General features: G+C 64.3%; 22 protein-coding genes. 13 read left to right on the top strand and 9 right to left on the bottom strand.

What is annotated here, in order from left to right; genetic code table 11:
- Positions 1-69: 69 nt before the first annotated feature.
- From QM588_RS17890 to QM588_RS17860, 7 genes are all read left to right on the top strand, one after another.
- On the top strand, positions 70-534 hold the full coding sequence (locus QM588_RS17890) for a MarR family transcriptional regulator (protein ID WP_135046890.1): 465 nt from the start codon (positions 70-72) through the stop codon (positions 532-534).
- A 251-nt stretch (positions 535-785) separates the two neighbouring features.
- The gene (locus tag QM588_RS17885) at positions 786-2,852 is read left to right on the top strand and encodes an MMPL family transporter (RefSeq protein WP_283315276.1); all 2,067 of its coding nucleotides are present in this window, start codon (positions 786-788) and stop codon (positions 2,850-2,852) included.
- Positions 2,853-2,911: 59 nt separating this feature from the next.
- Positions 2,912-3,331 (top strand): DUF302 domain-containing protein, encoded by a 420-nt coding sequence (locus QM588_RS17880; protein WP_283315275.1) that lies wholly within the window; start codon positions 2,912-2,914, stop codon positions 3,329-3,331.
- Between the two features lie 52 nt (positions 3,332-3,383).
- A complete protein-coding gene (locus QM588_RS17875) occupies positions 3,384-3,653 on the top strand; it encodes a metal-sensitive transcriptional regulator (protein WP_032366273.1) in 270 nt (89 codons plus the stop codon).
- Between the two features lie 128 nt (positions 3,654-3,781).
- Positions 3,782-4,261, top strand: a complete 480-nt coding sequence (locus QM588_RS17870; RefSeq protein WP_032366272.1) for a Fur family transcriptional regulator — start codon at positions 3,782-3,784, stop codon at positions 4,259-4,261.
- Positions 4,262-4,336: 75 nt separating this feature from the next.
- On the top strand, positions 4,337-6,532 hold the full coding sequence (gene katG, locus QM588_RS17865; protein ID WP_283315298.1) for a catalase/peroxidase HPI: 2,196 nt from the start codon (positions 4,337-4,339) through the stop codon (positions 6,530-6,532).
- 164 nt (positions 6,533-6,696) lie between these two features.
- Positions 6,697-6,840 carry a hypothetical protein gene (locus tag QM588_RS17860; protein WP_283315272.1) on the top strand — a complete coding sequence of 48 codons (144 nt, stop codon included), beginning with the start codon at positions 6,697-6,699 and terminating at the stop codon, positions 6,838-6,840.
- A 3-nt stretch (positions 6,841-6,843) separates the two neighbouring features.
- Here the strand turns inward: QM588_RS17860 and QM588_RS17855 are convergent, their stop codons facing one another.
- Positions 6,844-7,827, bottom strand: a complete 984-nt coding sequence (locus QM588_RS17855; RefSeq protein ID WP_283315270.1) for a fumarylacetoacetate hydrolase family protein — start codon at positions 7,825-7,827, stop codon at positions 6,844-6,846.
- A gap of 121 nt (positions 7,828-7,948) precedes the next feature.
- On the opposite strand from QM588_RS17855, the gene glsA reads away from it, so the two are divergent.
- Entirely contained in the window at positions 7,949-9,157 is a 1,209-nt protein-coding gene (glsA, locus tag QM588_RS17850) for a glutaminase A (RefSeq protein ID WP_283315269.1), read from the top strand.
- 26 nt (positions 9,158-9,183) lie between these two features.
- Here the strand turns inward: glsA and QM588_RS17845 are convergent, their stop codons facing one another.
- The gene (locus QM588_RS17845; protein ID WP_283315296.1) at positions 9,184-10,365 is read right to left on the bottom strand and encodes an NAD(P)/FAD-dependent oxidoreductase; all 1,182 of its coding nucleotides are present in this window, start codon (positions 10,363-10,365) and stop codon (positions 9,184-9,186) included.
- Positions 10,366-10,373: 8 nt separating this feature from the next.
- The gene (locus tag QM588_RS17840) at positions 10,374-10,841 is read right to left on the bottom strand and encodes an STAS domain-containing protein (RefSeq protein ID WP_283315268.1); all 468 of its coding nucleotides are present in this window, start codon (positions 10,839-10,841) and stop codon (positions 10,374-10,376) included.
- Between the two features lie 202 nt (positions 10,842-11,043).
- Here QM588_RS17840 and QM588_RS17835 point away from each other — a divergent pair, with 202 nt between their 5' ends.
- Positions 11,044-11,730, top strand: a complete 687-nt coding sequence (locus QM588_RS17835; RefSeq protein WP_283315266.1) for a HemK2/MTQ2 family protein methyltransferase — start codon at positions 11,044-11,046, stop codon at positions 11,728-11,730.
- Positions 11,714-11,956 carry a CDGSH iron-sulfur domain-containing protein gene (locus QM588_RS17830; protein WP_442972942.1) on the top strand — a complete coding sequence of 81 codons (243 nt, stop codon included), beginning with the start codon at positions 11,714-11,716 and terminating at the stop codon, positions 11,954-11,956. Before QM588_RS17835 ends, QM588_RS17830 begins: the two co-directional genes overlap by 17 nt.
- On the opposite strand, the gene QM588_RS17825 is transcribed toward QM588_RS17830, so the two are convergent.
- Positions 11,938-12,936, bottom strand: a complete 999-nt coding sequence (locus QM588_RS17825) for an iron-containing redox enzyme family protein (RefSeq protein WP_283315265.1) — start codon at positions 12,934-12,936, stop codon at positions 11,938-11,940. The genes QM588_RS17830 and QM588_RS17825 overlap by 19 nt on opposite strands.
- 127 nt (positions 12,937-13,063) lie before the next feature.
- Between QM588_RS17825 and QM588_RS17820 the strand changes: the two genes are divergently transcribed.
- Positions 13,064-14,245, top strand: a complete 1,182-nt coding sequence (locus QM588_RS17820) for a zinc-dependent alcohol dehydrogenase (protein ID WP_135046899.1) — start codon at positions 13,064-13,066, stop codon at positions 14,243-14,245.
- Between the two features lie 92 nt (positions 14,246-14,337).
- Here QM588_RS17820 and QM588_RS17815 read toward each other — a convergent pair whose 3' ends face one another.
- Positions 14,338-15,291, bottom strand: coding sequence for a ferritin-like domain-containing protein (locus QM588_RS17815; RefSeq protein ID WP_283315263.1), 954 nt, complete (start codon positions 15,289-15,291; stop codon positions 14,338-14,340).
- 206 nt (positions 15,292-15,497) lie between these two features.
- Here QM588_RS17815 and QM588_RS17810 point away from each other — a divergent pair, with 206 nt between their 5' ends.
- Positions 15,498-15,890 (top strand): OsmC family protein, encoded by a 393-nt coding sequence (locus QM588_RS17810; RefSeq protein ID WP_027496209.1) that lies wholly within the window; start codon positions 15,498-15,500, stop codon positions 15,888-15,890.
- A gap of 39 nt (positions 15,891-15,929) precedes the next feature.
- Positions 15,930-16,766, top strand: a complete 837-nt coding sequence (locus tag QM588_RS17805; RefSeq protein ID WP_283315261.1) for a YihY/virulence factor BrkB family protein — start codon at positions 15,930-15,932, stop codon at positions 16,764-16,766.
- Here QM588_RS17805 and QM588_RS17800 read toward each other — a convergent pair.
- The 4 genes from QM588_RS17800 to QM588_RS17785 all read right to left on the bottom strand — a co-directional run bounded on the left by QM588_RS17800 (position 16,714) and on the right by QM588_RS17785 (position 21,116).
- Entirely contained in the window at positions 16,714-17,427 is a 714-nt protein-coding gene (locus QM588_RS17800) for a CDP-alcohol phosphatidyltransferase family protein (RefSeq protein ID WP_283315259.1), read from the bottom strand. The two genes, QM588_RS17805 and QM588_RS17800, sit on opposite strands and share 53 nt — an antisense overlap.
- A gap of 98 nt (positions 17,428-17,525) precedes the next feature.
- The gene (locus QM588_RS17795) at positions 17,526-17,810 is read right to left on the bottom strand and encodes a hypothetical protein (RefSeq protein ID WP_283315256.1); all 285 of its coding nucleotides are present in this window, start codon (positions 17,808-17,810) and stop codon (positions 17,526-17,528) included.
- A gap of 46 nt (positions 17,811-17,856) precedes the next feature.
- Positions 17,857-20,175 carry a glycosyltransferase gene (locus tag QM588_RS17790; protein WP_283315255.1) on the bottom strand — a complete coding sequence of 773 codons (2,319 nt, stop codon included), beginning with the start codon at positions 20,173-20,175 and terminating at the stop codon, positions 17,857-17,859.
- Positions 20,172-21,116 (bottom strand): WcbI family polysaccharide biosynthesis putative acetyltransferase, encoded by a 945-nt coding sequence (locus tag QM588_RS17785; RefSeq protein ID WP_283315254.1) that lies wholly within the window; start codon positions 21,114-21,116, stop codon positions 20,172-20,174. Before QM588_RS17785 ends, QM588_RS17790 begins: the two co-directional genes overlap by 4 nt.
- Between the last annotated feature and the right edge of the window lie 63 nt (positions 21,117-21,179).

The raw sequence follows: 21,179 nt of genomic DNA, 5'->3' as shown, positions 1-21,179 counted from the left end.
AGCGTCACCGCAGGCGACGCCATCACCCAAGGCACCGTCCTCACAGAAATCAAGTAGGGGAGTATCCCGATGACTGCCCTCGCTGAGTCGTTCGACGGCGACACCTCTCCGGCGCATTCCACCGAGTTCGAGATCGTGTCCACGGTACTGCGGATGGCCTCGGTCGCCCGGGTGCGGTTGGCGGAGGCGCTCGATGCCCAGGGGCTGAGCTGGGCACGGTACGAGGTACTCGAATTGGTTTGTCGGAGAGGGCCGTTGTCGTACAGCGCGCTCTCACGTGAGTTGGTGCGACACCGGACCAGCATCACTGCGACAACTGCCAGTCTCGTCGACGCGGGCCTGTTGGTGCGCAGTGTCAATCCCCGAAATCGACAGCAGTACTTGGTCGACGCCACCGACTCGGGGTACCGCGCGGTGACCCGTGCCGAACGCGCTCTCGAACGGGCCCGGTCGCGGATGGCGGTCGATGCAGATTCCGAACAAACACTCGAAGTGCTGCGCGGCATCGAGAAGCAATGGAACAGGCGGCGCTGACCGACACATCCTCGCGCTGATGCGCCGACAGGTATGCAAGTACCCCTGGGGTGATACCCCCAGGGGTACTTGCATACCCCCTTGGGTATGTGCGATGGTGGGCATGTTCGATCGCTCGGGGGTATGTCTGCCCCTATTGATACCCCCACCCGTATAGGAGAACCATGTCGCTGCGCGACGCCGAAATTCTTCGTTCACCTGATGACCTGCCTGCGAGACGGCCAGGCGTACTCGGCCGTGCGGGTGGTGCGATGGTGACTCACCGCCGTCTGGTGTTCGGGATATGGATCGTCATGCTGATCGGTTTGGGATCGTTCGCGCCCTCGGTGTTCTCGTCTCTCGCCGGAGCGGGGTGGCAGGCGAACGGATCCGAATCCGTACAGGTTCGAGAACTGGCCCAGCAGCACTTCGGTGGCAATTCGTCCGCAGCGGTGCAGGTGGTCGTTCACTCCGACGCAGCATCCATCACGGACCCCGCTGTTCGGGCAGTGATCGACGACGTGACCGAGGTGTTCTCCGGTGACACCAGATTCGGCGACGTCGTTGCGCCGCAACCGGATATGACGATCAGCCCGGACGGCCGAACCGGCATCGTCATCGCCGGGGCGAACGGCACGACCGACGAGATGGTGAAGGCCGTCGACGATGTGAAGGAGCGGTTGACCGCGCTCTCGACCGACGGAATCGAGGTGTATCCCACCGGTTCGTCGGCCCTGTGGTCGGACTTCAACAAGGCGAACCACGATGCGATGATCCAAGCCGAACTGTTCTCGTGGCCGGTCACCTTGGCGATCATGGTGCTTGCCTTCGGTTCTCTCGTCGCTGCCGGTTTGCCGCTGCTGCTCACGGTGGCCGGACTCGTCGCGTCCGCGGGCGGCCTCGTTCTGCTCAACGGTGTTACTCCGATCTCGGTGTGGGCCATGAACTTTGCGATGATGTTCGCGCTCGCGCTGGGAATCGACTACGCGCTTTACATCGTCGCTCGATTCCGGGACGCGTTGCGGAACGCCGACCCTCGGGCTGCCGTCGCCGAAACCATGGACACCGCAGGTAAGGCCGTCGTGTTGTCCGGGCTGACGGTGCTGGTGAGTCTGTCCGCAGTACTGCTCGTCCCTGCGCCTGCGGTGCGCACGATGGCTGTGGGGATCATGCTGGCCGTCGCCTTCGTGTTGCTGGCGACCATGACACTGCTGCCTGCGGCATTGGGTGCGCTCGGACCCAAGGTCAACGCCGCCTCGTTGCCGTACGCGAAGCGTCAAGTGCATCGATCCCCGAGGTTCGCGGCATGGGGCGAGTTGCTGCACAAGCATCCGTGGCCGTTCGCGGTCGTGTCGGTGGGGATTCTGATTGCGCTCGCCCTCCCGGTACTCGGCTCGAAGGTGGCAATGCCGTCGATAGCAGTGGTGCCCGAGGATGCCCCCGTTCGGCAGGGTTACGAGCTCGTTCAGGACCGGTTCGGACCGGGCGCACCGGGTTCGCTGCAGATCGTGGTTCCCGACGCCGATGCTGTCGACACCGCAACCGTCGCTGCGGGGGTCGACGGAGTCTCCATGGTGACTCCGCCGCAGAGTGCCGCTGACGAGTCGGGATACGCACTGCTGCAAGCGATTCCGTCAGTAGATCCGTCGGATGAATCGATGGGCTCCATTCTCGCCGAGCTGCGATCGACGTTGCCCGATTCGGCACTCGTCGGCGGAGCGCCCGCGGAGAACCTGGATCTCCAGCAGGCCTTGAACGACTACCTGCCGATCGTCGTCGGGATCATCCTGGTCCTCGGATTCGTGTTGCTTCTGGTGGCGCTTCAGGCTCCGCTCATCGCGTTGCTCGGCACCGTGGTGAGCCTGCTGTCCACCGCGGCGGCGTTCGGCGTCGCCAAGCTGATCTTCCAGGACGGACACGGATCCTCGCTGCTGGGTTTCACGCCGCAGGGATTCCTCGATGGGTGGGGTCCGGTCTTCTTTTTCGCGATGATATTCGCCATCGCCATGGACTACACGGTCTTCCTCCTGGCTACCGCCAAGGAACATTACGAGCGCTCCGGTGATTCCAAGGCTGCTCAGGTGGACGGGTTGGCCCACTCGGGACGAGTCATCTTTGCCGCAGCAGCGGTGATGGTGGCAGTGTTCTTCACATTCGCACTGTCGGATCCGTTGCCTCCGAAGGAGATGGGCATCATCCTGGGCGTTGCGGTACTGCTCGACGCGTTCCTGGTTCGACTCGTCCTGCTTCCGGTCCTGCTACGGCTGACCGGACACGGCGCGTGGTGGTCGCCGGCATGGCTACGTGCCGTCCTGCCCTCCATCCGTTTCTCCCACTGAATCGACAATTCCCACTGAATCGACAGTTCCCACTGAACACCAGCTTTCGAGGAGACATCATGAACATCGCACTGTCCACCACACTGACCGACACCGATTTCGACGACGCGATCGAGAGCACGAGAAAGGCGTTGTCGGAGCATGGATTCGGAGTCCTCACCGAAATCGACATGCAGGCCACGTTGAAGGCCAAGCTCGACGAGGACATGGAGCGGTACGTGATCCTGGGCGCGTGCAACCCGGGACTGGCTCACCGCGCAGTGGGGGTGATGAAACAGATCGGACTGCTGTTGCCGTGCAACGTGATCGTGCGGGAGAACACGGCAGCAGCGCGGTCCGTCGTCGTCGAGGCCATGAACCCGGCCATCATGGTCGAGGTCACCGGTGAGCCGCAGTTGGGTGCGGTCGCCTCCGAGGCCACGGCGAAATTGCAGGCGGCAATCGCGGCCCTCGGCGGTACCGGTACCGCGCCGCAATGATGCCCCCGGGGGTACTCTCGAGCTCCCTGCTACCACCATCGAAGGAATCGACATGATCGGCGACGAAGACAGCATTGCACTGGTACTCAACCGGCTCAAGCGCGCGCACGGCCAACTCGCGGGTGTCATCGGGATGATCGAGAACGGTCGTGATTGCAAGGATGTCGTCACCCAGCTCGCCGCCGTGTCGCGGGCGCTCGACCGAGCCGGGTTCAAGATCGTGGCAACCGGCCTGCGGGAGTGCATGACGGGGGATGCTGCTGACGGGCGGGAACCGATGACCGAGGCCGAGCTCGAAAAGCTGTTCCTGGCTCTGGCCTGAGCCGCCGGCCGAACTCCGGGCGAACGGCATGTGTCGGGTTGCCGTCGACACCGAGTTGCGGTCGACAAGCAGCGAATTCGACTGCATACTTGACTTGGTCCAGAAAACCGGAGGATACTGACGCTGTGATGCCGATCTCACCCTATGCGGAGCAACTACGCACCGCCGATCTGCGCGTGACCCGTCCGCGGGTCACCGTGCTCGAGGTCGTCGAAACCAATCCGCATGCGGACACCGACACGATTCTCGGACTCGTCCGATCGGTGCTCCCCGAGGTGTCACGCCAGACGGTGTACGACGTTCTCAATGCCCTGACCGCTGCGCGCCTGGTGCGTCGCATCGAGCCCGCGGGATCTCCCGCACGATACGAATCTCGGGTCGGGGACAACCATCACCACGCTGTGTGCCGCAATTGCGGCGTGATCGCAGACGTGGATTGCGCGGTGGGCGAGACGCCGTGTCTCACCGCATCGGACTCCGTCGGTTTCACGATCGACGAGGCAGAGGTCATCTATTGGGGCTTCTGCGCACAGTGTTCGGCTGCTCGCGAGCAGCCGGCAGTTCCCGTTCAGTTCCCTCCCCGGTCTCGAACACAGCAGAGTTCGTGACCACCGATCACAGCCCGATCGTCACACCTTGGAAGGAAGCACGTGTCTGAAGATCACGTAACACGCGAAAAAGAGATGAACGAGGATCAGCCGCAGGAGAGCGGTGGCAAGTGTCCGGTCATGCACGACGCGATGCCCACGCCTGTCGAAGGCGGCGGCAACCGTGAGTGGTGGCCCAAGGCGCTCAATCTCAAGATCCTCAAGAAGAACCCGGCCGTGGGCGATCCGATGGGTGCGGATTACGACTACGCCGCCGAGTTCAATTCTCTCGATCTCGCCGAGGTCAAGCGTGACATCGAAGCCGTGATGACGAACTCGCAGCCATGGTGGCCCGCGGACTTCGGGCACTACGGTCCGTTCTTCATCCGCATGGCGTGGCACGCCGCCGGAACCTACCGCAAGCAGGACGGCCGCGGCGGTGCCGGAGCCGGCATGCAGCGATTCGCTCCCCTCAACAGCTGGCCCGACAACGCAAGCCTGGACAAGGCCCGCCGTCTCATCTGGCCGGTCAAGCAGAAGTACGGCCGCAAACTGTCCTGGGCCGACCTCATCGTGCTCACCGGAAACGTCGCCATCGAGTCCATGGGCCTGCCGACCTACGGCTACGCCGGCGGACGCGTCGACGCCTGGGAGCCGGACGAGGACGTCTACTGGGGCCCCGAGCAGACCTGGTTGGGCGACGAGCGCTACCACGGTGATCGCACGAGTCTCGAGAACCCGCTGGCCGCAGTGCAGATGGGCTTGATCTACGTCAATCCCGAAGGCCCCAACGGTAATCCGGATCCCGTGCAGTCCGCACTGGACATCCGCGAGACCTTCGGCCGCATGGCCATGAACGACATCGAGACCGCGGCACTCGCGGTCGGTGGACACACCTTCGGCAAGACCCACGGTGCAGCCGACCCCGATGCCCACATCGGACCGGAGCCCGAGGGCGCGCCCATCGAGCAGATGGGCCTCGGCTGGAAGAACAGCTTCGGCACCGGCTCGGGTGCCGACGCGATCACCAGCGGACTCGAGGTCATCTGGACCCCGACGCCGACCCAGTGGGACAACTCGTTCCTCGAGACCCTCTACGGCTTCGAGTGGGAGCTCTACAAGAGCCCGGGCGGCGCACACCAGTGGCGCCCGAAGAACGGCGAGGGCGCGGATCTCGTTCCCGACCCGGCGGATCCGTCCAAGCGTCGCCACCCGTCGATGCTGACCTCCGATATCGCGATGCGCGTCGACCCGATCTACGAGCAGATCACCCGCCGTTGGCTCGATCATCCCGAGGAGCTCGCAGAAGAGTTCCAGAAGGCGTGGTTCAAGCTCACCCACCGCGACATGGGACCGGTCTCGCGTTACCTCGGCCCCGAGGTTCCGGCGGAGCCCCTGCTCTGGCAGGACCCGATTCCGGCCGTCGATCACGAGCTGATCGGTGACGCGCAGATCGCCGAGCTCAAGCAGGCCATCCTCGGTTCCGAACTGAGCCAGGATCAGCTGATCTCGGCTGCATGGGCGGCGGCGTCGTCGTTCCGTGTCAGCGACAAGCGCGGCGGTGCCAACGGTGGCCGTCTGCGCCTGCAGCCGCAGGCCGGCTGGGAGGTCAACGAGCCCGACGAGATCGCGCAGGTCATCCGCGTTCTCGAAGGCATTCAGCAGGCGTTCTCCGGAACGGTGTCGTTCGCGGATCTCGTCGTCCTCGGCGGCGTCGCAGCCGTCGAGCAGGCCGCCGAGAATGCAGGCGTCGACATCACGGTTCCGTTCACTCCGGGCCGCATGGATGCGACGCAGGAGAAGACGGACGTCGACTCGTTCTCCGATCTCGAGCCCAAGGTGGACGGCTTCCGCAACTTCCTGGGCAAGGGCCAGAAGCTGCCCGCCGAGTTCAACCTGGTCGATCGGGCCAACCTGCTCTCGCTCAGTGCACCGGAAATGACCGTGCTGGTCGGCGGTCTGCGTGTACTCGGCGCGAACTACAAGGGGTCGACGCACGGCGTCCTCACCGACAAGGTCGGCACGCTCACCAACGACTTCTTCGTCAACCTCCTCGACATGGGCACCGAATGGGTTCCCACCGCGGAGGACGGCATCTACGAGGCCAAGGATGCCGCTACCGGCGAGAAGAAGTGGACCGGAACACGCAACGATCTGGTCTTCGGCTCGAACTCCGAATTGCGCGCTCTCGCAGAGGTTTACGCTTGCGATGACGCCAAGGAGAAGTTCGTTCGGGACTTCGTCGCGGCCTGGGACAAGGTCATGATGCTCGATCGCTTCGAGCTCGCCTAGTCCTCACCGGCGCTGATGCGTTACCGAACTCGAAGTTGTGGATGGAATACGAGCTCGATCCATCCACAACTTCGAGTTTGTCGTTACCGTGCTGTTATCTTTCGATGCGGATTCGTGACTTTGCATCCCGATTTGTCGCAATGTCCGATTGTCATGCTGGTCTCATGACACAACAGGACGTATCCGCAGGCTCTGCGGACAACAACAGAGACGAAACACGTCAGAGTGCATCCGGGTTCGGGTCGTTCCTCGAGATGTTCCAGGACGCGTCGACCGACAAGTCGGACGCCGAGCGCGGAATCCGATAGGACTCAGCGAACTCCGATGGTGTTGGCGACGGAGCCGATCCGTTCGATATCGAGTTCGACGCGATCGCCCGGAACGATCCACCGGTCGAGTTCGAGCCCGCAACCGCGAGGCAAAGTGCCCGACGTCAGGAGCTCGCCGGGGTGGATGCTCTCGCCGCGACTCGCATACGCCAGAGATTCACCCAGGGAATAGCGCATCCCGGCAGTGCTGGTGGTCGACCAGAGCTCGCCGTTGACCCGGACGGTCGCGGCCAGTGAATCCAGATGTGTAGCAATCTCATCGGGGGTGACGATGTCTGCGCCCATCGAACTGGCGAACGTCTTGGTCTTGACGACCGGACCGAACGGCGTTCGGCGCTGCTCTTCCCACTGAGTGTCCCTCGCGCTGATGTCGTCGAAGACGACGTAACCGCCGATCGCGGTCTCGGCCTCCCGCTCGGTTGCATCTCGGATCGGTCGGGTGACGACGGCACCGAATTCGAGCTCGAAATCGAGAACTCGGCTGTACGACGGCCACTCGACATCGGCCCCGTCGGCTACGACGGTCAGGTGGTTGCCGGTGTAATAGATCGGATGGTCGTCGAACCCCGGGCCGGGACGCAGAGCCGGGAAAGTTCGACGCGTCAGCATCTCGAACCCGCGGATGAAAGGGACGGCACGCGGTAGATTTCGACGAACGAGGTTGTGCGCGGCCAGGTCCCAGTGTTCGTCCCAACCCAGGAAGCATCGCAGTGACGCCGGAACGACCGGAAGGGTCGGTGCCGGTCGGTCCATTGTCGCGACGCCCTCGTCGGCCGCCCGCCGCGCCACCGCCGTTGCGGCTTCGCGTGCGGGTTCACCTGCATCGAGGAACCGGAGCATGGAACCGGTGAGCGTGCGCAGGATCTCGGGGGCACCCAGAGTCGAGACCGCAGCCTCCAGATCGACCCACGTGGTTGTTCCGGGCACCTGGACGGCGAGGCGGTCGGCCGAATCGGTAGAGGTCAAGCGTCGCAGTCGCACGGGCGCGTCCGATCTGTGCGGAGCGATGCTCCACAACGGTTGAGGAACACGGAGTGTAAACGGTGCCAGGGTCGGCGTGTCAAGACCCGACGGTTAGCGTGGAGTGATGAGATCACCGGTGCCCGAGTACCTTCAGTCCGTCCTGATTGAGTGCCGGCACCTCGACGACGGGGAAATGTCGAGCGGCAACCCGGAATTGGCGGCGGCCGATCCGGATACGTTCGCGGTTGCACTCGCCACGGTCGGTGGGTCGCACTACGGGGCGGGCGATACCGACACCGAATTCTCCATCCAGTCGATCGCCAAAGCGGTGGCCTATGCGTTGGCCATCGAGGACAACGGGCTCGCAGCGGTGCTCGAGGCCGTAGACGTCGAACCGTCGGGTGATTCGTTCAACGAGATCTCGTTGGAAGCCGAGACCGGTCGACCTCGCAACCCTCTGATCAACGCCGGTGCGCTGGCTGTGCATTCGATGATCGAGGGCCGTGACGGTGAAGAACGAGCGGGGCGGCTCATCGAGCTACTCGAAGCGATGGCAGGCCGCGAACTCCACATCGATCAGGCGGTGTACGAGGCCGAACTGGAATCCGACGATCGAAATACCGCAATCGCGCATCTGCTGAAGTCGGTCGGCCACCTCGGTGCGGAACCGGCAGTCGTCGTCGACGGGTATGCGCGACAGTGCGCGGTAAAGGTGACGTGCAACGATCTGGCTGTGATCGCCTCGGTGATGGCGAACGGCGGAACCGATCCGGCCACCGGCCGACAGATCGTCGACCCCGCGGTCAACCGTCATGTTCTCGCTGTCATGGCAACGTGTGGGATGTACGACGGCAGTGGCAGTTGGATTGCGACAGTGGGCATTCCGGCGAAGAGTGGAGTTGCGGGAGCCATCATGGGCGTGCTCCCCGGGCAGGTGGGTGTTGCCGTGGTCTCGCCCCGGTTGAATGGTCACGGGAACAGCGTCCGCGGGGTTGCGGTGTTCGAGAGGTTGTCCCGTGACCTCGGTCTGCACATGATGCACGTCCCTCCCAGCGGCGAATCCGCCATCCGCACGCTGAGCGAATCCGACGGTGTCACGACCGTCGAACTGCAAGGCGAGCTGCGGTTCGCCGGTGCGGAATCCGTCGTCGCACGATTGGCTGCCGGCGTCCCGGACTGCGACGAGATAGTCGTCGACTTCTCCGAAGTGCGCGCCGTCGACGGCGCTGCACAGCGCCTCCTTCGAGAGGCCGTGAGCGGACTCGAGGACGACGGCTACCGCGTCGTCGTCGAGGATCCCGACGGGCTGATGAACCCCTCCCGCGACAGTTGACACCCCAGCGAAGCACGCGGTCGGTGTCACAGTCTCCCTGCGAGAATCATGTGCCAGTAGGACTGCGGTAGGCCGTATCGGTCGAACGCCCACGCGGACCGTCTGGGTTTCACAGGGTCGAGAAACGAGGGTAGCGACGACGCCAGCGCACCGGTGCGGTCGAACTCGGCTGCGATCAGAGTGCGCGCTTCGACAGCGATGGGTGCGACGGTATATCCGTCGTAGCTCGACATCTCTCCGCCGCTCCTGGATGCGACGAGATTGTCCACGAGAACCGAAATCTGTTTGCGTAGAGCGCCACCCGAAGAGTCGGTATCGATCGCCGCGCCGTCACCTGCAGCCCATACCTCGGGGTGGCGTCGGTGTCGCATCGTGCGAGAGTCGATGTCGACGACGCCGTGCTGCTGCTCTCCGGCCAGACCGGACTCCTGTACCCACAGCGGTCCACGAAACGGCGGAACCAGGTGCAGCATGTCGTAGTCGATTCGCTCGTCGACCCCCGCGTGATCGGTGACGGTGATGCGGTTGCTCTCGGGTTCGAGCGCCGTGACCGCCGTATCCATCAGGACGCGTACACCCAGGTCTCGAAGGTGGCCCGCGAGTCGAGGGTCCAGATCCGGCACACCGAGCAGATTCGTGCGATCGACGACCAACGTGATGTCGACGGTCGGTAACCGCCCTGTGCGCTTCCAGTGGGCTGCTGCAAGAAAGAGCGGTTTGAAAGTGGTGCCGGTACACCCGACGGGCGGACGGGGCACCGTGAACACGGCATGACTGCCCGCCGGCAAGTCGCGAACCGACTGCCACGTGCGCTCGGCACGGTCGAGATAGTTGCTGGCGACACCCGAAAAGCCAAGTGCTGCATGCACACCCGGCAGAGCGGCTTCGTCGGCGATCAGGCCTTGGCCCAGCACGAGATCGCGGTAGCCGTACTCGATTCCCGACGCGCAGCGAACCGATCGAGCTGCCGGATCCACCGACACGACCGAATCCTCGAGCCACACACAGCCCTCGGGGATCACCGAGCGTTGGGTCCGCTCGGCCTCGGTGAGCGGTGCCTGACCGGCACCGACATACGACAACAGGGGTTTGTACGTATGCACCTGCTTGGGCTCGATCACGGCAACGTCGGATACGCCCTTCTTCAGCAGTCGCGCTGCCGCACTGATCCCGGCATTGCCTCCACCGATGATCAACACGTCGTACATGGTGCGACTCACCGTGTATCGGCCGCCTGCAGTGGTGTTTCGATCGGGGCATCGGTTTCGGTGCGGGCATCGTCGAGCGTGCGGTAGACGAACACGCGGTCCGAGACGCCGTTCGGGTCTGCGCCGTCGGGAAGCACGACGGAGAGCTTCTGCTGCCAGCGACCCTGTCGAATAGCGGTGGCGTCGAGCACGGAGCGAACTCCTGCTGCTACGAACGTGACGCGAGACAGATCGAGGATCAGCGCCCGGCCGCGCTCGGCGGCTTCGCCCAGCGTCTCGGCCAGAATCGGGACATCGGCGTCGGTGATGCTGCCCGAGATTCGCACCTCGATGTCGTCGCCCGCGCTCTCGTCGACCGACACCGTCATGTCGGGCTGCGTGAGCGACGAACGGGAACCCGAGGCACTGTCATCGGTGGTGAACAGCGATGGAACCACACCGGCGAGTGGAGTTCGAATGGACGGAACGACGATCATGGACAACTCCTCTGGAGCCGAACTCCTGAACCCGTGCAGGGGGAGTGCGACAGTCGACTGCCGAGTCTGCGGGCTGCTCCTCAACCACACCTCCACTAGCACTACCCCGAAGTACGTGTTGGTAAGCCTGTTCCGGACAACCGGTTTGCGGGGCTTGGACGCGGGAATACGAATCCGACAATCCACGCTGGGAGGAATGTCCATGACGACAGCCGAATTCGATTCCGTCCGTTCACTGGCACGAGTACACGCCGATCCTGGAGTGTACGAGCCTCAGGAGGATTCACTTCTGCTGTGCGACGTCGCCGCAAATTCTGGGCTCGTGCCTGGAGCCCGTGTACTCGACATGTGTACCGGTAGCGGCGCAGTAGCCATCACCGCAGCACTGCTCGGTGCCCGCGAGGTGGTTGCCTTCGACATCTCTCCGCGTGCAGTTGCCTGTGCACAGCGCAATGCGCGGTCGGTCGGAGTCGACGTGGATGTGCGCCTCGGGTCGTTCTCGGAGGCAGCCGAGCTGGAGCCGTTCGACGTTCTGCTGTGCAATCCTCCGTATGTGCCGTCGGAAACCGCGCCCACCGGAATGGGTTTGCACCGCGCGTGGGATGCAGGTGAGGACGGGCGAGTGGTGCTCGACCCTCTGTGCACGCGAGGTGCGGAACTGCTGGCACCCGGCGGTGTGATGCTGGTTGTCCACTCGGAGTTCTCGGGTCCGCAGCGGACCCGGGAGATGCTCGGTACTCATGGTTTCGGCGTATCGGATGCGGCGTGCCGCACGATCGACTTCGGGCCGGTCATGTCGGCTCGCGCCGAGTGGCTCGAGGCCAAGGGCGTGCTCGAACCCGGTCGCAGAACCGAAGAATTGGTGGTGTTACGTGGCGACAAGCGATGAGTCGACGGGTGCAGACGCTGCGCCCGCGCGGACTCGGGTGAGACTCGTTCGGGGCGGACCGATGCTGATCGACGGGCCGGTCGAGATCGAACTCGATGACGGCTCCGTCGTCACCTCGGATCGGTTCGTCGTAGCGCTGTGCACGTGCAAGCGCAGTAAGACGTATCCGTGGTGCGACACGAGCCATCGCGCGAAGCGACGAGCGACTCAGTCCAGCGACGACTGACCGGCGGACCACCGCTGCATCACGTGATCTGCAAGCTCGTTCTCGACGAAATCCAGTGCGCGCATACCGAATACGATGTCGGCTTCGATGTGTGGTTCCTGTCCGACCAAATTGCCCACCACGTCGTGGCGCAACACCTGCTCATGGACGGCGTCGGCCTCGACATGCTCGGCGTAGAACGCGATGCATTCGGCCGGCGCGGAGAGCCTGCGGAGACCCTGCACGAATCGCTGTGAACCCGGCGAGGACGTGATTTCCGTGGCAGCAAAATGGCCCACGGTGGCACCGCGGCGGCTGCGATGCAATCCGAACAACGACATGAGGTTCACCCACGCCAGTGTCTGCGCGGGAACGCGGTCCACGTACCCGAGGTAGGACGCGTCGAGGTCGGCGGCCGTCATCGACTCGGCCCACAGATGCTGGTGCACGCGCTCGCCCCTGCCGCCGCCGTACTCGTCGAATTCGACGGCGACGTACGAGGCCTTGACCTGACCGGTCAATCGGGGGATCGCCCACGCATGGGGATCTGCTTCCTTGAGATGGTAGATGGACCGATGTACGAAGTACTCACGCATCTGCTCCCACGATCCCTCGTCCCTCAGGAACCACGACGGGCCGGTGCCCGACGACGCCTCGATCGACAGTCGATTCATCTCGGCGACGACGTCGTCGCCGGGTTCGACATTCGAGCGCACGTAGTCCAGGAACGCGGCTTCCAGTCGAGCCCTGAACTGCAAGAGAGCCGGATCCCACTCCAGGTCGTCATTGACGCCGTCGAAGCCGCGGTAGTGCAGTTCGTAGCTCATGAGCAACGCCAGCTGCATGTCACGCGTCGTCGGGTCGGCATCCGATGCGAGGGGCAGTGCGGTGCCGCCGCCGGACGAGAGGTATCGAATCACGGCGTCCGAGAGTGGACCACACGGCATCGGCAACCGAGGCGATACAAGGGTGGGGGCGATGGCGGGGGTCACGACACTCATTGTTCCCGCCTACCCGCTCCAGGTCACGGTCAATCGTGTGGGTCCGATGCGTTTGCACGCATACGAACCAGGTAATCCGCTTCGTGCGGCTCCGAGTTTCGGGGTCGCGCAACAGAGAGGAGCCTCCATGCGCGCAGTGACATGGCAGGGCAAGCGGAATGTCAGCGTCGATTCGGTGCCCGATCCCCGCATCGAAGCGCCCACGGACGCAATTGTGAAGATCACGACCACCAATATCTGCGGATCCGACCTGCACCTGTACGAGACGCTCGGTGCCTTCATGGACCAGGGTGACATTCTGGGCCATGAGCCCATGGGTATCGTGGAGGAAGTCGGTTCGGAGACAGGCGATCTGGCCGTCGGAGACCGTGTGGTCATCCCATTCCAGATTTCGTGTGGACACTGCTATATGTGCAATTCGAGTCTGTACACCCAGTGCGAGACCACCCAGGTTCGTGAGCAGGGCATGGGTGCCGCGTTGTTCGGTTTCTCCAAGCTGTACGGCCAAGTGCCCGGTGGGCAAGCGGAGTACCTCCGTGTTCCGCAAGCGCAGTTCACGCACATCAAGGTCCCCGAGGCCGGACCCGATTCGCGATTCGTCTACCTCTCCGACGTGTTGCCTACCGCGTGGCAGTCGGTGGAGTACGCGTCGATACCTGCCGGCGGGTCGGTGACCGTGCTCGGACTCGGCCCCATCGGAGACATGGCCGCTCGCATCGCCCAGCACAAGGGTGCTCGGGTCATTGCAGTCGACCTCGTTCCCGAGCGTCTGGCGCGAGCTGCGGCACGGGGAATCGAAACGGTGAATCTGGCCGAACACAGCGGTGGCGTCGGCGACGTCATTCGTGACATGACCGACGGCAGAGGAACGGACTCGGTGATCGATGCCGTCGGAATGGAGGCGCACGGATCACCGGTCGGCAAGCTGGCGCAGCAGATCGTCGGGATGCTTCCCGACGCCGTGGCCGCGCCGATGATGCAGAAGGCCGGCGTGGACAGGCTCGGTGCGCTGTACTCGGCCATCGACATCGTTCGACGCGGCGGAACCATCTCGATCATCGGCGTGTACGGCGGTATGGCCGATCCGCTACCGTTGATGACCCTGTTCGACAAGCAGATTCAGCTGCGCATGGGCCAGGCGAACGTCAAGCGATGGGTCGACGACATCATGCCGCTTCTCGGCGACGACGATCCGTTGGGCGTCGATTCGTTCGCCACTCACGAGCTTTCGCTCGAAGAAGCACCGCATGCGTACGACATCTTTCAGAAGAAGCAGGACGGTGCGATCAAGGTTCTGTTGAAGCCCTGAACCTGTCGCGGCAGTAGTACTTCGAATACAGCGATGCGGCCCGGAATTTCACGGGCCGCATCGGTATTCGCAGAAGGAACGATCGATCGTCGTCAGTCGACGGAGATGACGTCCTTGGCGATTGCTGCCAGGCGAGTCTGTCCTGCGGACACGACTCCGTGGCGGTTCTTGTGCGCCTTCTCGTACGCCACGACAGTGCGTACGTCGGCGGGTGCGGTCAGTTCCTTGATGGCGGCCACAGCGTCCGAGACGTTGAGGTCGTCGTAGTCGGCTACCGGGAGCTCGTCGACGGTGAGAGTTCCGCCGGCGGACCGAGCGGTGTGAATGGCGTCGGCGACGGAATCGACACCTTCGCTGCGGGTCACATCCTCGGCGGCTTCGAGTGCTGCATCGCGGCTGGCAGTCAAAGTTTTGACGGCGACGTCACCTGCGTGAGCACCGCGGCCGAGCAGTGCGCTCAATCGATCCGGGGTGGCGCGAGCGGCGTCCAATGCACGGTCCAGACCGCGGGCCGACCAGTTGGCCGGTGCGTTGACGATCTTCACGGCGGTACCGGCAGCAGCTTGGAAAGGCGTCCGGCGCAGTGCGGCGGGTCCACCCAGGGCGTCTTCGGCCAGGACGGTCTCGAGCCACTCGACCGTGGCGGCGTGCGCGGTTGCCAAGCGGGCGGCCAGTGCCACGACGGACGGTTCCTCGGCTGCTGTCGCCAGAGCCTTGATGTACTTCGCTCGACCCAGCAGTTGCTGCTCGAGGGCGAGGTCGCCCAGCAGTGCCTCGTCGAACGGCTGCGCCTGCTCGGCGACTGCCTTCACCGCTGCGAACGTGCGCCCGAGGAACGGTGCAACTACCTCGGGTAGCCCGCCGAGGTTGCGCAGTGCTTCCTCGATGGCGGCGGCGCGGTCACGTCCGTTGGCGGCGTTCTGCGTCAGTTCCCGACGAACCGCTTCGGTGCGCGCCTGCACGACGCGGGTTTCCGCGACCTGGATTTCGGTGTGCGTCAGCTGCAGTGCAATTCGCAACTGAGCGATCAATGTCGATGTGCTCATGGTGCTCCCCTTTCGGTGGTTGGTTACTGGATCCGGCCGATGCCTGTGGGTCACAGCGTGATGCTCGGCCCTGATCCGGTGTTACCCGCCGGTAAGTTTTGCCAAACGGCTGTGCCGTGGGTGTGAACAGCGACACATTCGAACCGTTGATGGTGTCGGCGTGATCCAGCGGTTTCGATCGGCAGCGGAATGGACATCCGATATCGATGACAACCGAGCTCTACACAGCAACCGTCTCTGCAACTGCGACCGGCGTGACCTCCGACGACGGAGTCCTGTCGTTGAGTGTGCGAGAACCGGCCGAACTCGGTGGCCCGGGCGAGGCCACCAACCCCGAGCAGCTCATGGCCGCGGCACTGTCGAGTTGTTTGGTGGAGTCACTACGGATCGCGCTGGGGACCGTCGGCGGCAGTGTCGACGAACTCGCGGTCAAGGGAACCGTCGTGCTGACCGATTCCGACGCATCCGGTTACGACGCAAAATTCGCTCTGTCGGTGTCGCTGCCGGGCACCGACAACCCGGAGGCCGTACTCGCGCAGGCCACCTCGATCTGCCCGTTCCTCAAAGTGATCGACGCCGTGGACGTCACCCTTGAATAAACGCTCGATCATTCGGCTTACCCGCTCCGAACGCGCCCGATGACGTCCATCCGCGTTCGGGCGGTTCGCGGTCTGCAGGCGATCAAAGCCGGGTTCGCGCGTGAGGACACCACGCTGATTGCGGGTGGACTGACGTTCTATGCGGTCATCGCCGTCGTCCCGCTGTTGCTTCTGACGATCCGGGCGACCGTCCTGTTGGTGTCGGCGCAGTGGGTACAGGGCGGATTCGACGCCATGTCGGCGTTGCTGCCCGATGCGCTGGGTGCACGCGCGGCGCTCGACGGTCTGGCCGATGCCGGAATACACCTGGGACCGCTGGGGGTCGTGATCTCGATCTTTCCCGCGACGTTCTACGGAGAGGGTCTGCGGAGAGCGATCGTGCGTTTCGCCCCGACCCGTGAAACGTTCACCGGGTGGCGAGGCAGAGCTGCCATGGTGCCCTTCTTCGTCGCGGCACCGGTGTTGCTCATCGGGGTGTTGACCGTCGCACGCGTCCTGCAGGCGACCACGGGCGGCGGAGGTGCCGGTGCGCTGGCTCTACGAATATTTCTGGGGTTCAACTGCCTGTGGCTGATCCTGGCCGTTCCGCTTGCCTGGACCTACCGGGTCATCGCGCCGCGGGCGGTGGGGTGGCGGGCACTCGTGGTCGGCTCCCTGGTCACGTCGTCGATCGTCACCGGGTTCGTGCACGGATTCATCCTGTTCCTGGCCATTCCTGTCGACCTCGGTGCACCGTTCGGCGGTCTCACCGACATCGGCGGCGGTGTGGCAATCATGCTGTGGATGTTCGTCTTTCACGTGCTCGCGCTCGCCGGCTGGCTGATCACCGCCGAGTTCGATCGGCCCGTCGGTACAGCCCGAACATCAGTTGGGTGAATCCGAGAACGGCCAAACCACACGTCACCGATATTCCGATGGTCGCGGACGTCTGAGCGCTACCGGGTCCCGCGCCCGCAACGGTGGCGGTGACGACGGCTGCAACGACCCGAGACGGGCGCTCCCACACTGTCAGAAAGCCGACATCAGAGATCCCGGCTCCGACGGCACGGGCGCGCGCCGTCTCGTGCAGCAATGTCGTCACACCTACAGCAATCACGATGGGCATCGGAGCACCCAGCGCGAGGCTGCCCGCCAGGAACAGCAGATCGCTGCACCGATCCGACACCGTGTCCAGCAGGTAGCCCCACTGCGATTGGGAACGGCCGATCATGGCCACGCCGCCGTCGATACCGTCGAGCAGCCCGGAGAACACGATGAGGACCGCGGCAAGCAGGGGGAGCGAGGTGCCCGGTCGAGACAGCGCTACCGATCCTGCGGCCGCAACCACCGCGGCGACGGTCACGACGTGGGCCGAGACGGATGCGCGCACGAGTGGGGCGCTCAGGAAGTACACCAACCGAAGCCACGTCGACACGAGCACCGACGACGATGGATCGATGTTGCTGTGCAGACCCGACCATGTCGACAGATACTCCTGGCGGGTCGCCGGAGAGTCCGACGAAGTGCGCCGGCTCGGTGTGCTGCGCTGGTTGACCATCGACGATCCTTGCTCGGCAAATCGAAAGACCGACTCTACGAAAGATTCGTCGGTGTATACCCGCCCACTCGAAACCCACACCCGAGCGGCTCGAGCAGTTACTGCTCGTCGGAGTTGCTCTGTCTCCTGCGGGCTTTCAGCCGGGATATCTTGATTCCGACAGCCGCGAACAGAATCAGCCATCCCGCGATCAACACTCCGCCTCCGACGAATGCCGCTCGCTGCAGAGGGTGCGTGTCTGCGTACACGTAACCGACTGTGCCCCACAGCAAAGCGACGAAAGCGATAATCGCCATCATCCACATCATCGAATACAGCGTTCTGTTCATCATTCGCCCGATCTCGCCGTTGCGTTCGTCTGCCGCCTGTTTACATTCTCCCACTGGCCGCACCCGATTCGGTCGGGTCGACACCGGAACCACCCCACAATCACCAGGCGAGTTTCGGTTGTTCCTCGCCCGCGGAGATCCCGAACTCCGCCCCCGTCCGATGCATGTGCCCGAACATGGCCTCCGCGAGGTCCTCGGGATCCATTCCCACCGTCGCCGACCACCGTCGAGCGCGAGAGCCCGACCGAGACGTGCGCAGTTCGACCGTGCCCGAGTTGCCCACGTCGACCGTCAGCCGGTCGGCTCCTGTCTCCACGAGACGACGAAGTGCGTCGGCACCGAACAGGACGAGGCCGCGCACCTCGAGCACCGCGTGAGAACGTGCGGTGTCTTCCGGGAGACCCACCTGGATGCGGCAGTCGGCGTCGCCCCACTGCCGCCGTAATTCGTCGGCACCGGGTCCGTGAATCCACACTCGACAATCAGGATGCCTCAGGATCGAGCCGACGGTCTCGAGGAGCGACGCAGCGCTGTGCCCGGTGGTATCGACAACCGCGACGATCTCCGGCAGCGCGAAGGTCAGACCCTGGGTCCGAGCCGCAGGATCGGTGATGCGGGAGGCCAGCATCAACGCTTCGGCATTCTTTCGTTCTCGGTCTCCGCCCGTGCGTTCGGCCCAGTCGGGCCCGTCGTGCCAGGCGACCGCTCGCGGCCGATGGGCCAGTACAGCGCCCGCAGCGTAGGCGCGATGCGCGAATTCCCAGTCCTCTCCGCCGTAACCGACGAACGTCGGGTCGAACCCGCCGAGTTCCTCGAACAAGGCTCGGCTGCAGGACATCACGGCACTGATGACGTATCGGTACGAACGGCGGTCCGCGTCCAGAAGATCTCGCGAGCCGGCGTAACCGTCACGAAGCCATGGGGGCTCGGTGAATTCCGTCGGGCCCGCAGATCGGCCCTCGAACCAGGTGCCGACGTCCGCGGGCGACCACCCGCCGAGATCTGCATGTCGACGCCTACCCACCGTCACAGCATCGGGAAGCGCCACGATCAGGCGTACCGATTCCTCGATGTAGTCGGGTTCGGGCACGGTGTCGGCGTCGAGGAAGCAGAGGATGTCTCCGCGCGCTGCGGACGCACCGAGGTTACGTGCGGCGGCGGCCCGGAATCCGAGATCCGGTTGGCGCACGACGGTGATGTCGAGAGCCGAGCCGAATCCCTCCACGTTCGGGTCCTCGGGAGATCCGTCGTCGGCGACGATCACCTGGATGAGGGACGCGGGCCAGGTCTGCGCGGTCAACGCTGTCAGTACCAGGTCGAGCTGATGCTGCTGTCGAAAGTAGGGAACGACGACCGATACACGCGGCGTGCCATTCGTGTTCGGTGCCAGATCCCACCGATTGTTCGGAACCACCCAGCGGCCGTCGGGCAGCGGGATGGACGGTCGAGCCATGCCCTCTCGGAACAGTGAGTTGTACAGGTCGGCCGCCTGCGCGGGCGAGGGATACGGTGCTGCGGCAGCGGTCTGCCATGTCTTCTCGGGGCGGCGCAATGCCTCTGCCATCGCCTCGGCCAGTCCCTCCACCGTGTCCTCGTGAATCCACAGCGCGTCGGGGGAATTGAGGGCCATCTCGTCGACGTATCGGCCACGAGGGGCCAGTGGGCGACGGCCCGCCGCGATCCAGGTGTTGATCGAACCGGATGCCGACACATGCCGGTGGAAAGCAACCGGAACAGCAATGGACCGCAGTCGTTCGTTCAGATCGGCGTCGGGAACGAAACCGGTCGTCGAGAACGGCCTGCCGAGATGCCGGGCAGTGGCGCGTAATTCGTCGAGTACGTCGTCGTGTCCGGCCGACGCGGCCCCGACGATCTCGAACCCGACGTCGGTGTCGAGTGCAGACATGGCACCGAGCACCTCGCTGTGTCCCTTTCCCGGATAGACGAATCCGAGAATCCCGACGACTCGGCGGGTGACTACGTCGTCGGGTCGTAGTGTCGGGCGGTCTATCGGCAGGGGAATCACCCGGATGTCCGGTCGGCTGTCGAGTACGTTCTCGAGAAGCAGTCGCTCGTGCACACTCGACACCACGACCGTTGCAGCACAGTCGATCACTCTGCGATAGCAGTCGGTGCGTGCCGCGAACGCGGAGCCGTCCGAGATCTGCGGCACGTCGTGCAGCGTGACGGTGATGCGGGCTCGATGCTGCTGTGCCAGTGCGGCAATGGCATCGGCTGCTTCGGGCGCGGTACGTCCGAACAGCCGGTCGGTGAAGTGAATGTGGACGGGGGCATCGGGCGGTAGTCGGTCGGCAGCGGTAACCACGGGACTCGCTGTGGCGGCGGCCATGTCACGGGCGCAGCGGACGACTCCGTGGTCCGGTGGGCCGACCACGAGATGATGCACGGGTGCGATCACGGCGTCGTCTGCAGGATTCGCAGGAGCTCGGAGTGGCGAGTGAGTGCGGCATCGACGAACTGGGGGTGTGCCGCATACCAATCGAGGTGAGCGCGGTGCACGGCGTCGCTGGACACCGCGGAACCGTCGACTGTCCAATCGGGGCGAGCATCACCGGTGAGGCCGAGCGCGGTCAGCACTCGACGTTCGACGGGCGCGCGAACACCGCCGAGCAGTTCTCTGCCTGGATCACCCACAGTGCAGGCGGTGTCGAGGTGGTCCAGGATGCGTTGCGCGAGTGCAGTCAACACCACGTTGGTCGGGTGGTTGATCGTATGCGTGGCACGGTCTCCCGCACCCTGGAACAGGTCGGACGCAGCGACGTCGGTGTCGCGGCTCTCGCGTCGTCGTAGCTCGTCCAGGCTTGCCTGCGCGGCGTCACGAAATCCGGCGTCGGATACCGGGAGGTCCCAGTCCTCGCCGGACCGCACTCCACGCTCGACGGCCACGATCGTTCGCAGATCGTGGTACGGAACGAGATCAGGAACGGCAGCTGGATCGCTCGGATGCCGAACGATGACCTGAAAAGGATGCAGCGCAGCGTATCTCAGCACGGGCCAACGAAGTATCCGGGCTGAGGTCGGGAGTGACCGTCTCAGATCGGGGACCCCGAGCGGCAGGTCGCGATATCCCTCCCGCACAGGTTGAGTCAGCAGTACCGAGGTCTGCCGGACCAATCGATCGAGGTGAGGCAGATCGGCGACTTCGAGTTCGTGTACCGGCGGAATTCGTACTGTTCGAAACGGCATCGCCGCATCCGAGCTCAGCAGAATGCGCATCGCCTCGGCCTGGCAGTTGCCCCAGACGAGCAACAGGGGTCGATCGTCGACGGGTGTACGCGGTGCGGCCTCGAGCCCCGATATCCCGTAGAAATCGCCGTAGTGGCGAGTACGCCCGTCCATGTCTGCCCCGACGTCGTGTGAGTGCGTGTGTTCGACCATTCTTCTGGTCAACGTAGCCCCGCC

This window comes from Rhodococcus sp. IEGM 1354 (assembly GCF_030056855.1).
Classification (GTDB): domain Bacteria; phylum Actinomycetota; class Actinomycetes; order Mycobacteriales; family Mycobacteriaceae; genus Rhodococcoides.
The sequence above is the reverse complement of the archived record's forward strand: the minus strand, read 5'-3'. Positions and strand labels throughout refer to the sequence as shown.

Bases quoted from the DNA above. Each gene is read 5' to 3' on its own strand.
- QM588_RS17885 (WP_283315276.1), top strand. From the start codon at position 786: ATGGTGACTCACCGCCGTCTGGTGTTCGGGATATGGATCGTCATGCTG.
- QM588_RS17890 (WP_135046890.1), top strand. From the start codon at position 70: ATGACTGCCCTCGCTGAGTCGTTCGACGGCGACACCTCTCCGGCGCAT.
- QM588_RS17825 (WP_283315265.1), bottom strand. From the start codon at position 12,936: ATGAGTGTCGTGACCCCCGCCATCGCCCCCACCCTTGTATCGCCTCGG.
- QM588_RS17800 (WP_283315259.1), bottom strand. From the start codon at position 17,427: ATGGTCAACCAGCGCAGCACACCGAGCCGGCGCACTTCGTCGGACTCT.
- QM588_RS17835 (WP_283315266.1), top strand. From the start codon at position 11,044: ATGACGACAGCCGAATTCGATTCCGTCCGTTCACTGGCACGAGTACAC.
- katG (WP_283315298.1), top strand. From the start codon at position 4,337: ATGAACGAGGATCAGCCGCAGGAGAGCGGTGGCAAGTGTCCGGTCATG.
- QM588_RS17810 (WP_027496209.1), top strand. From the start codon at position 15,498: ATGACAACCGAGCTCTACACAGCAACCGTCTCTGCAACTGCGACCGGC.
- QM588_RS17875 (WP_032366273.1), top strand. From the start codon at position 3,384: ATGATCGGCGACGAAGACAGCATTGCACTGGTACTCAACCGGCTCAAG.
- QM588_RS17805 (WP_283315261.1), top strand. From the start codon at position 15,930: ATGACGTCCATCCGCGTTCGGGCGGTTCGCGGTCTGCAGGCGATCAAA.
- QM588_RS17820 (WP_135046899.1), top strand. From the start codon at position 13,064: ATGCGCGCAGTGACATGGCAGGGCAAGCGGAATGTCAGCGTCGATTCG.
- glsA (WP_283315269.1), top strand. From the start codon at position 7,949: ATGAGATCACCGGTGCCCGAGTACCTTCAGTCCGTCCTGATTGAGTGC.
- QM588_RS17815 (WP_283315263.1), bottom strand. From the start codon at position 15,291: ATGAGCACATCGACATTGATCGCTCAGTTGCGAATTGCACTGCAGCTG.
- QM588_RS17840 (WP_283315268.1), bottom strand. From the start codon at position 10,841: ATGATCGTCGTTCCGTCCATTCGAACTCCACTCGCCGGTGTGGTTCCA.
- QM588_RS17860 (WP_283315272.1), top strand. From the start codon at position 6,697: ATGACACAACAGGACGTATCCGCAGGCTCTGCGGACAACAACAGAGAC.
- QM588_RS17845 (WP_283315296.1), bottom strand. From the start codon at position 10,365: ATGTACGACGTGTTGATCATCGGTGGAGGCAATGCCGGGATCAGTGCG.
- QM588_RS17870 (WP_032366272.1), top strand. From the start codon at position 3,782: ATGCCGATCTCACCCTATGCGGAGCAACTACGCACCGCCGATCTGCGC.
- QM588_RS17785 (WP_283315254.1), bottom strand. From the start codon at position 21,116: ATGGACGGGCGTACTCGCCACTACGGCGATTTCTACGGGATATCGGGG.
- QM588_RS17880 (WP_283315275.1), top strand. From the start codon at position 2,912: ATGAACATCGCACTGTCCACCACACTGACCGACACCGATTTCGACGAC.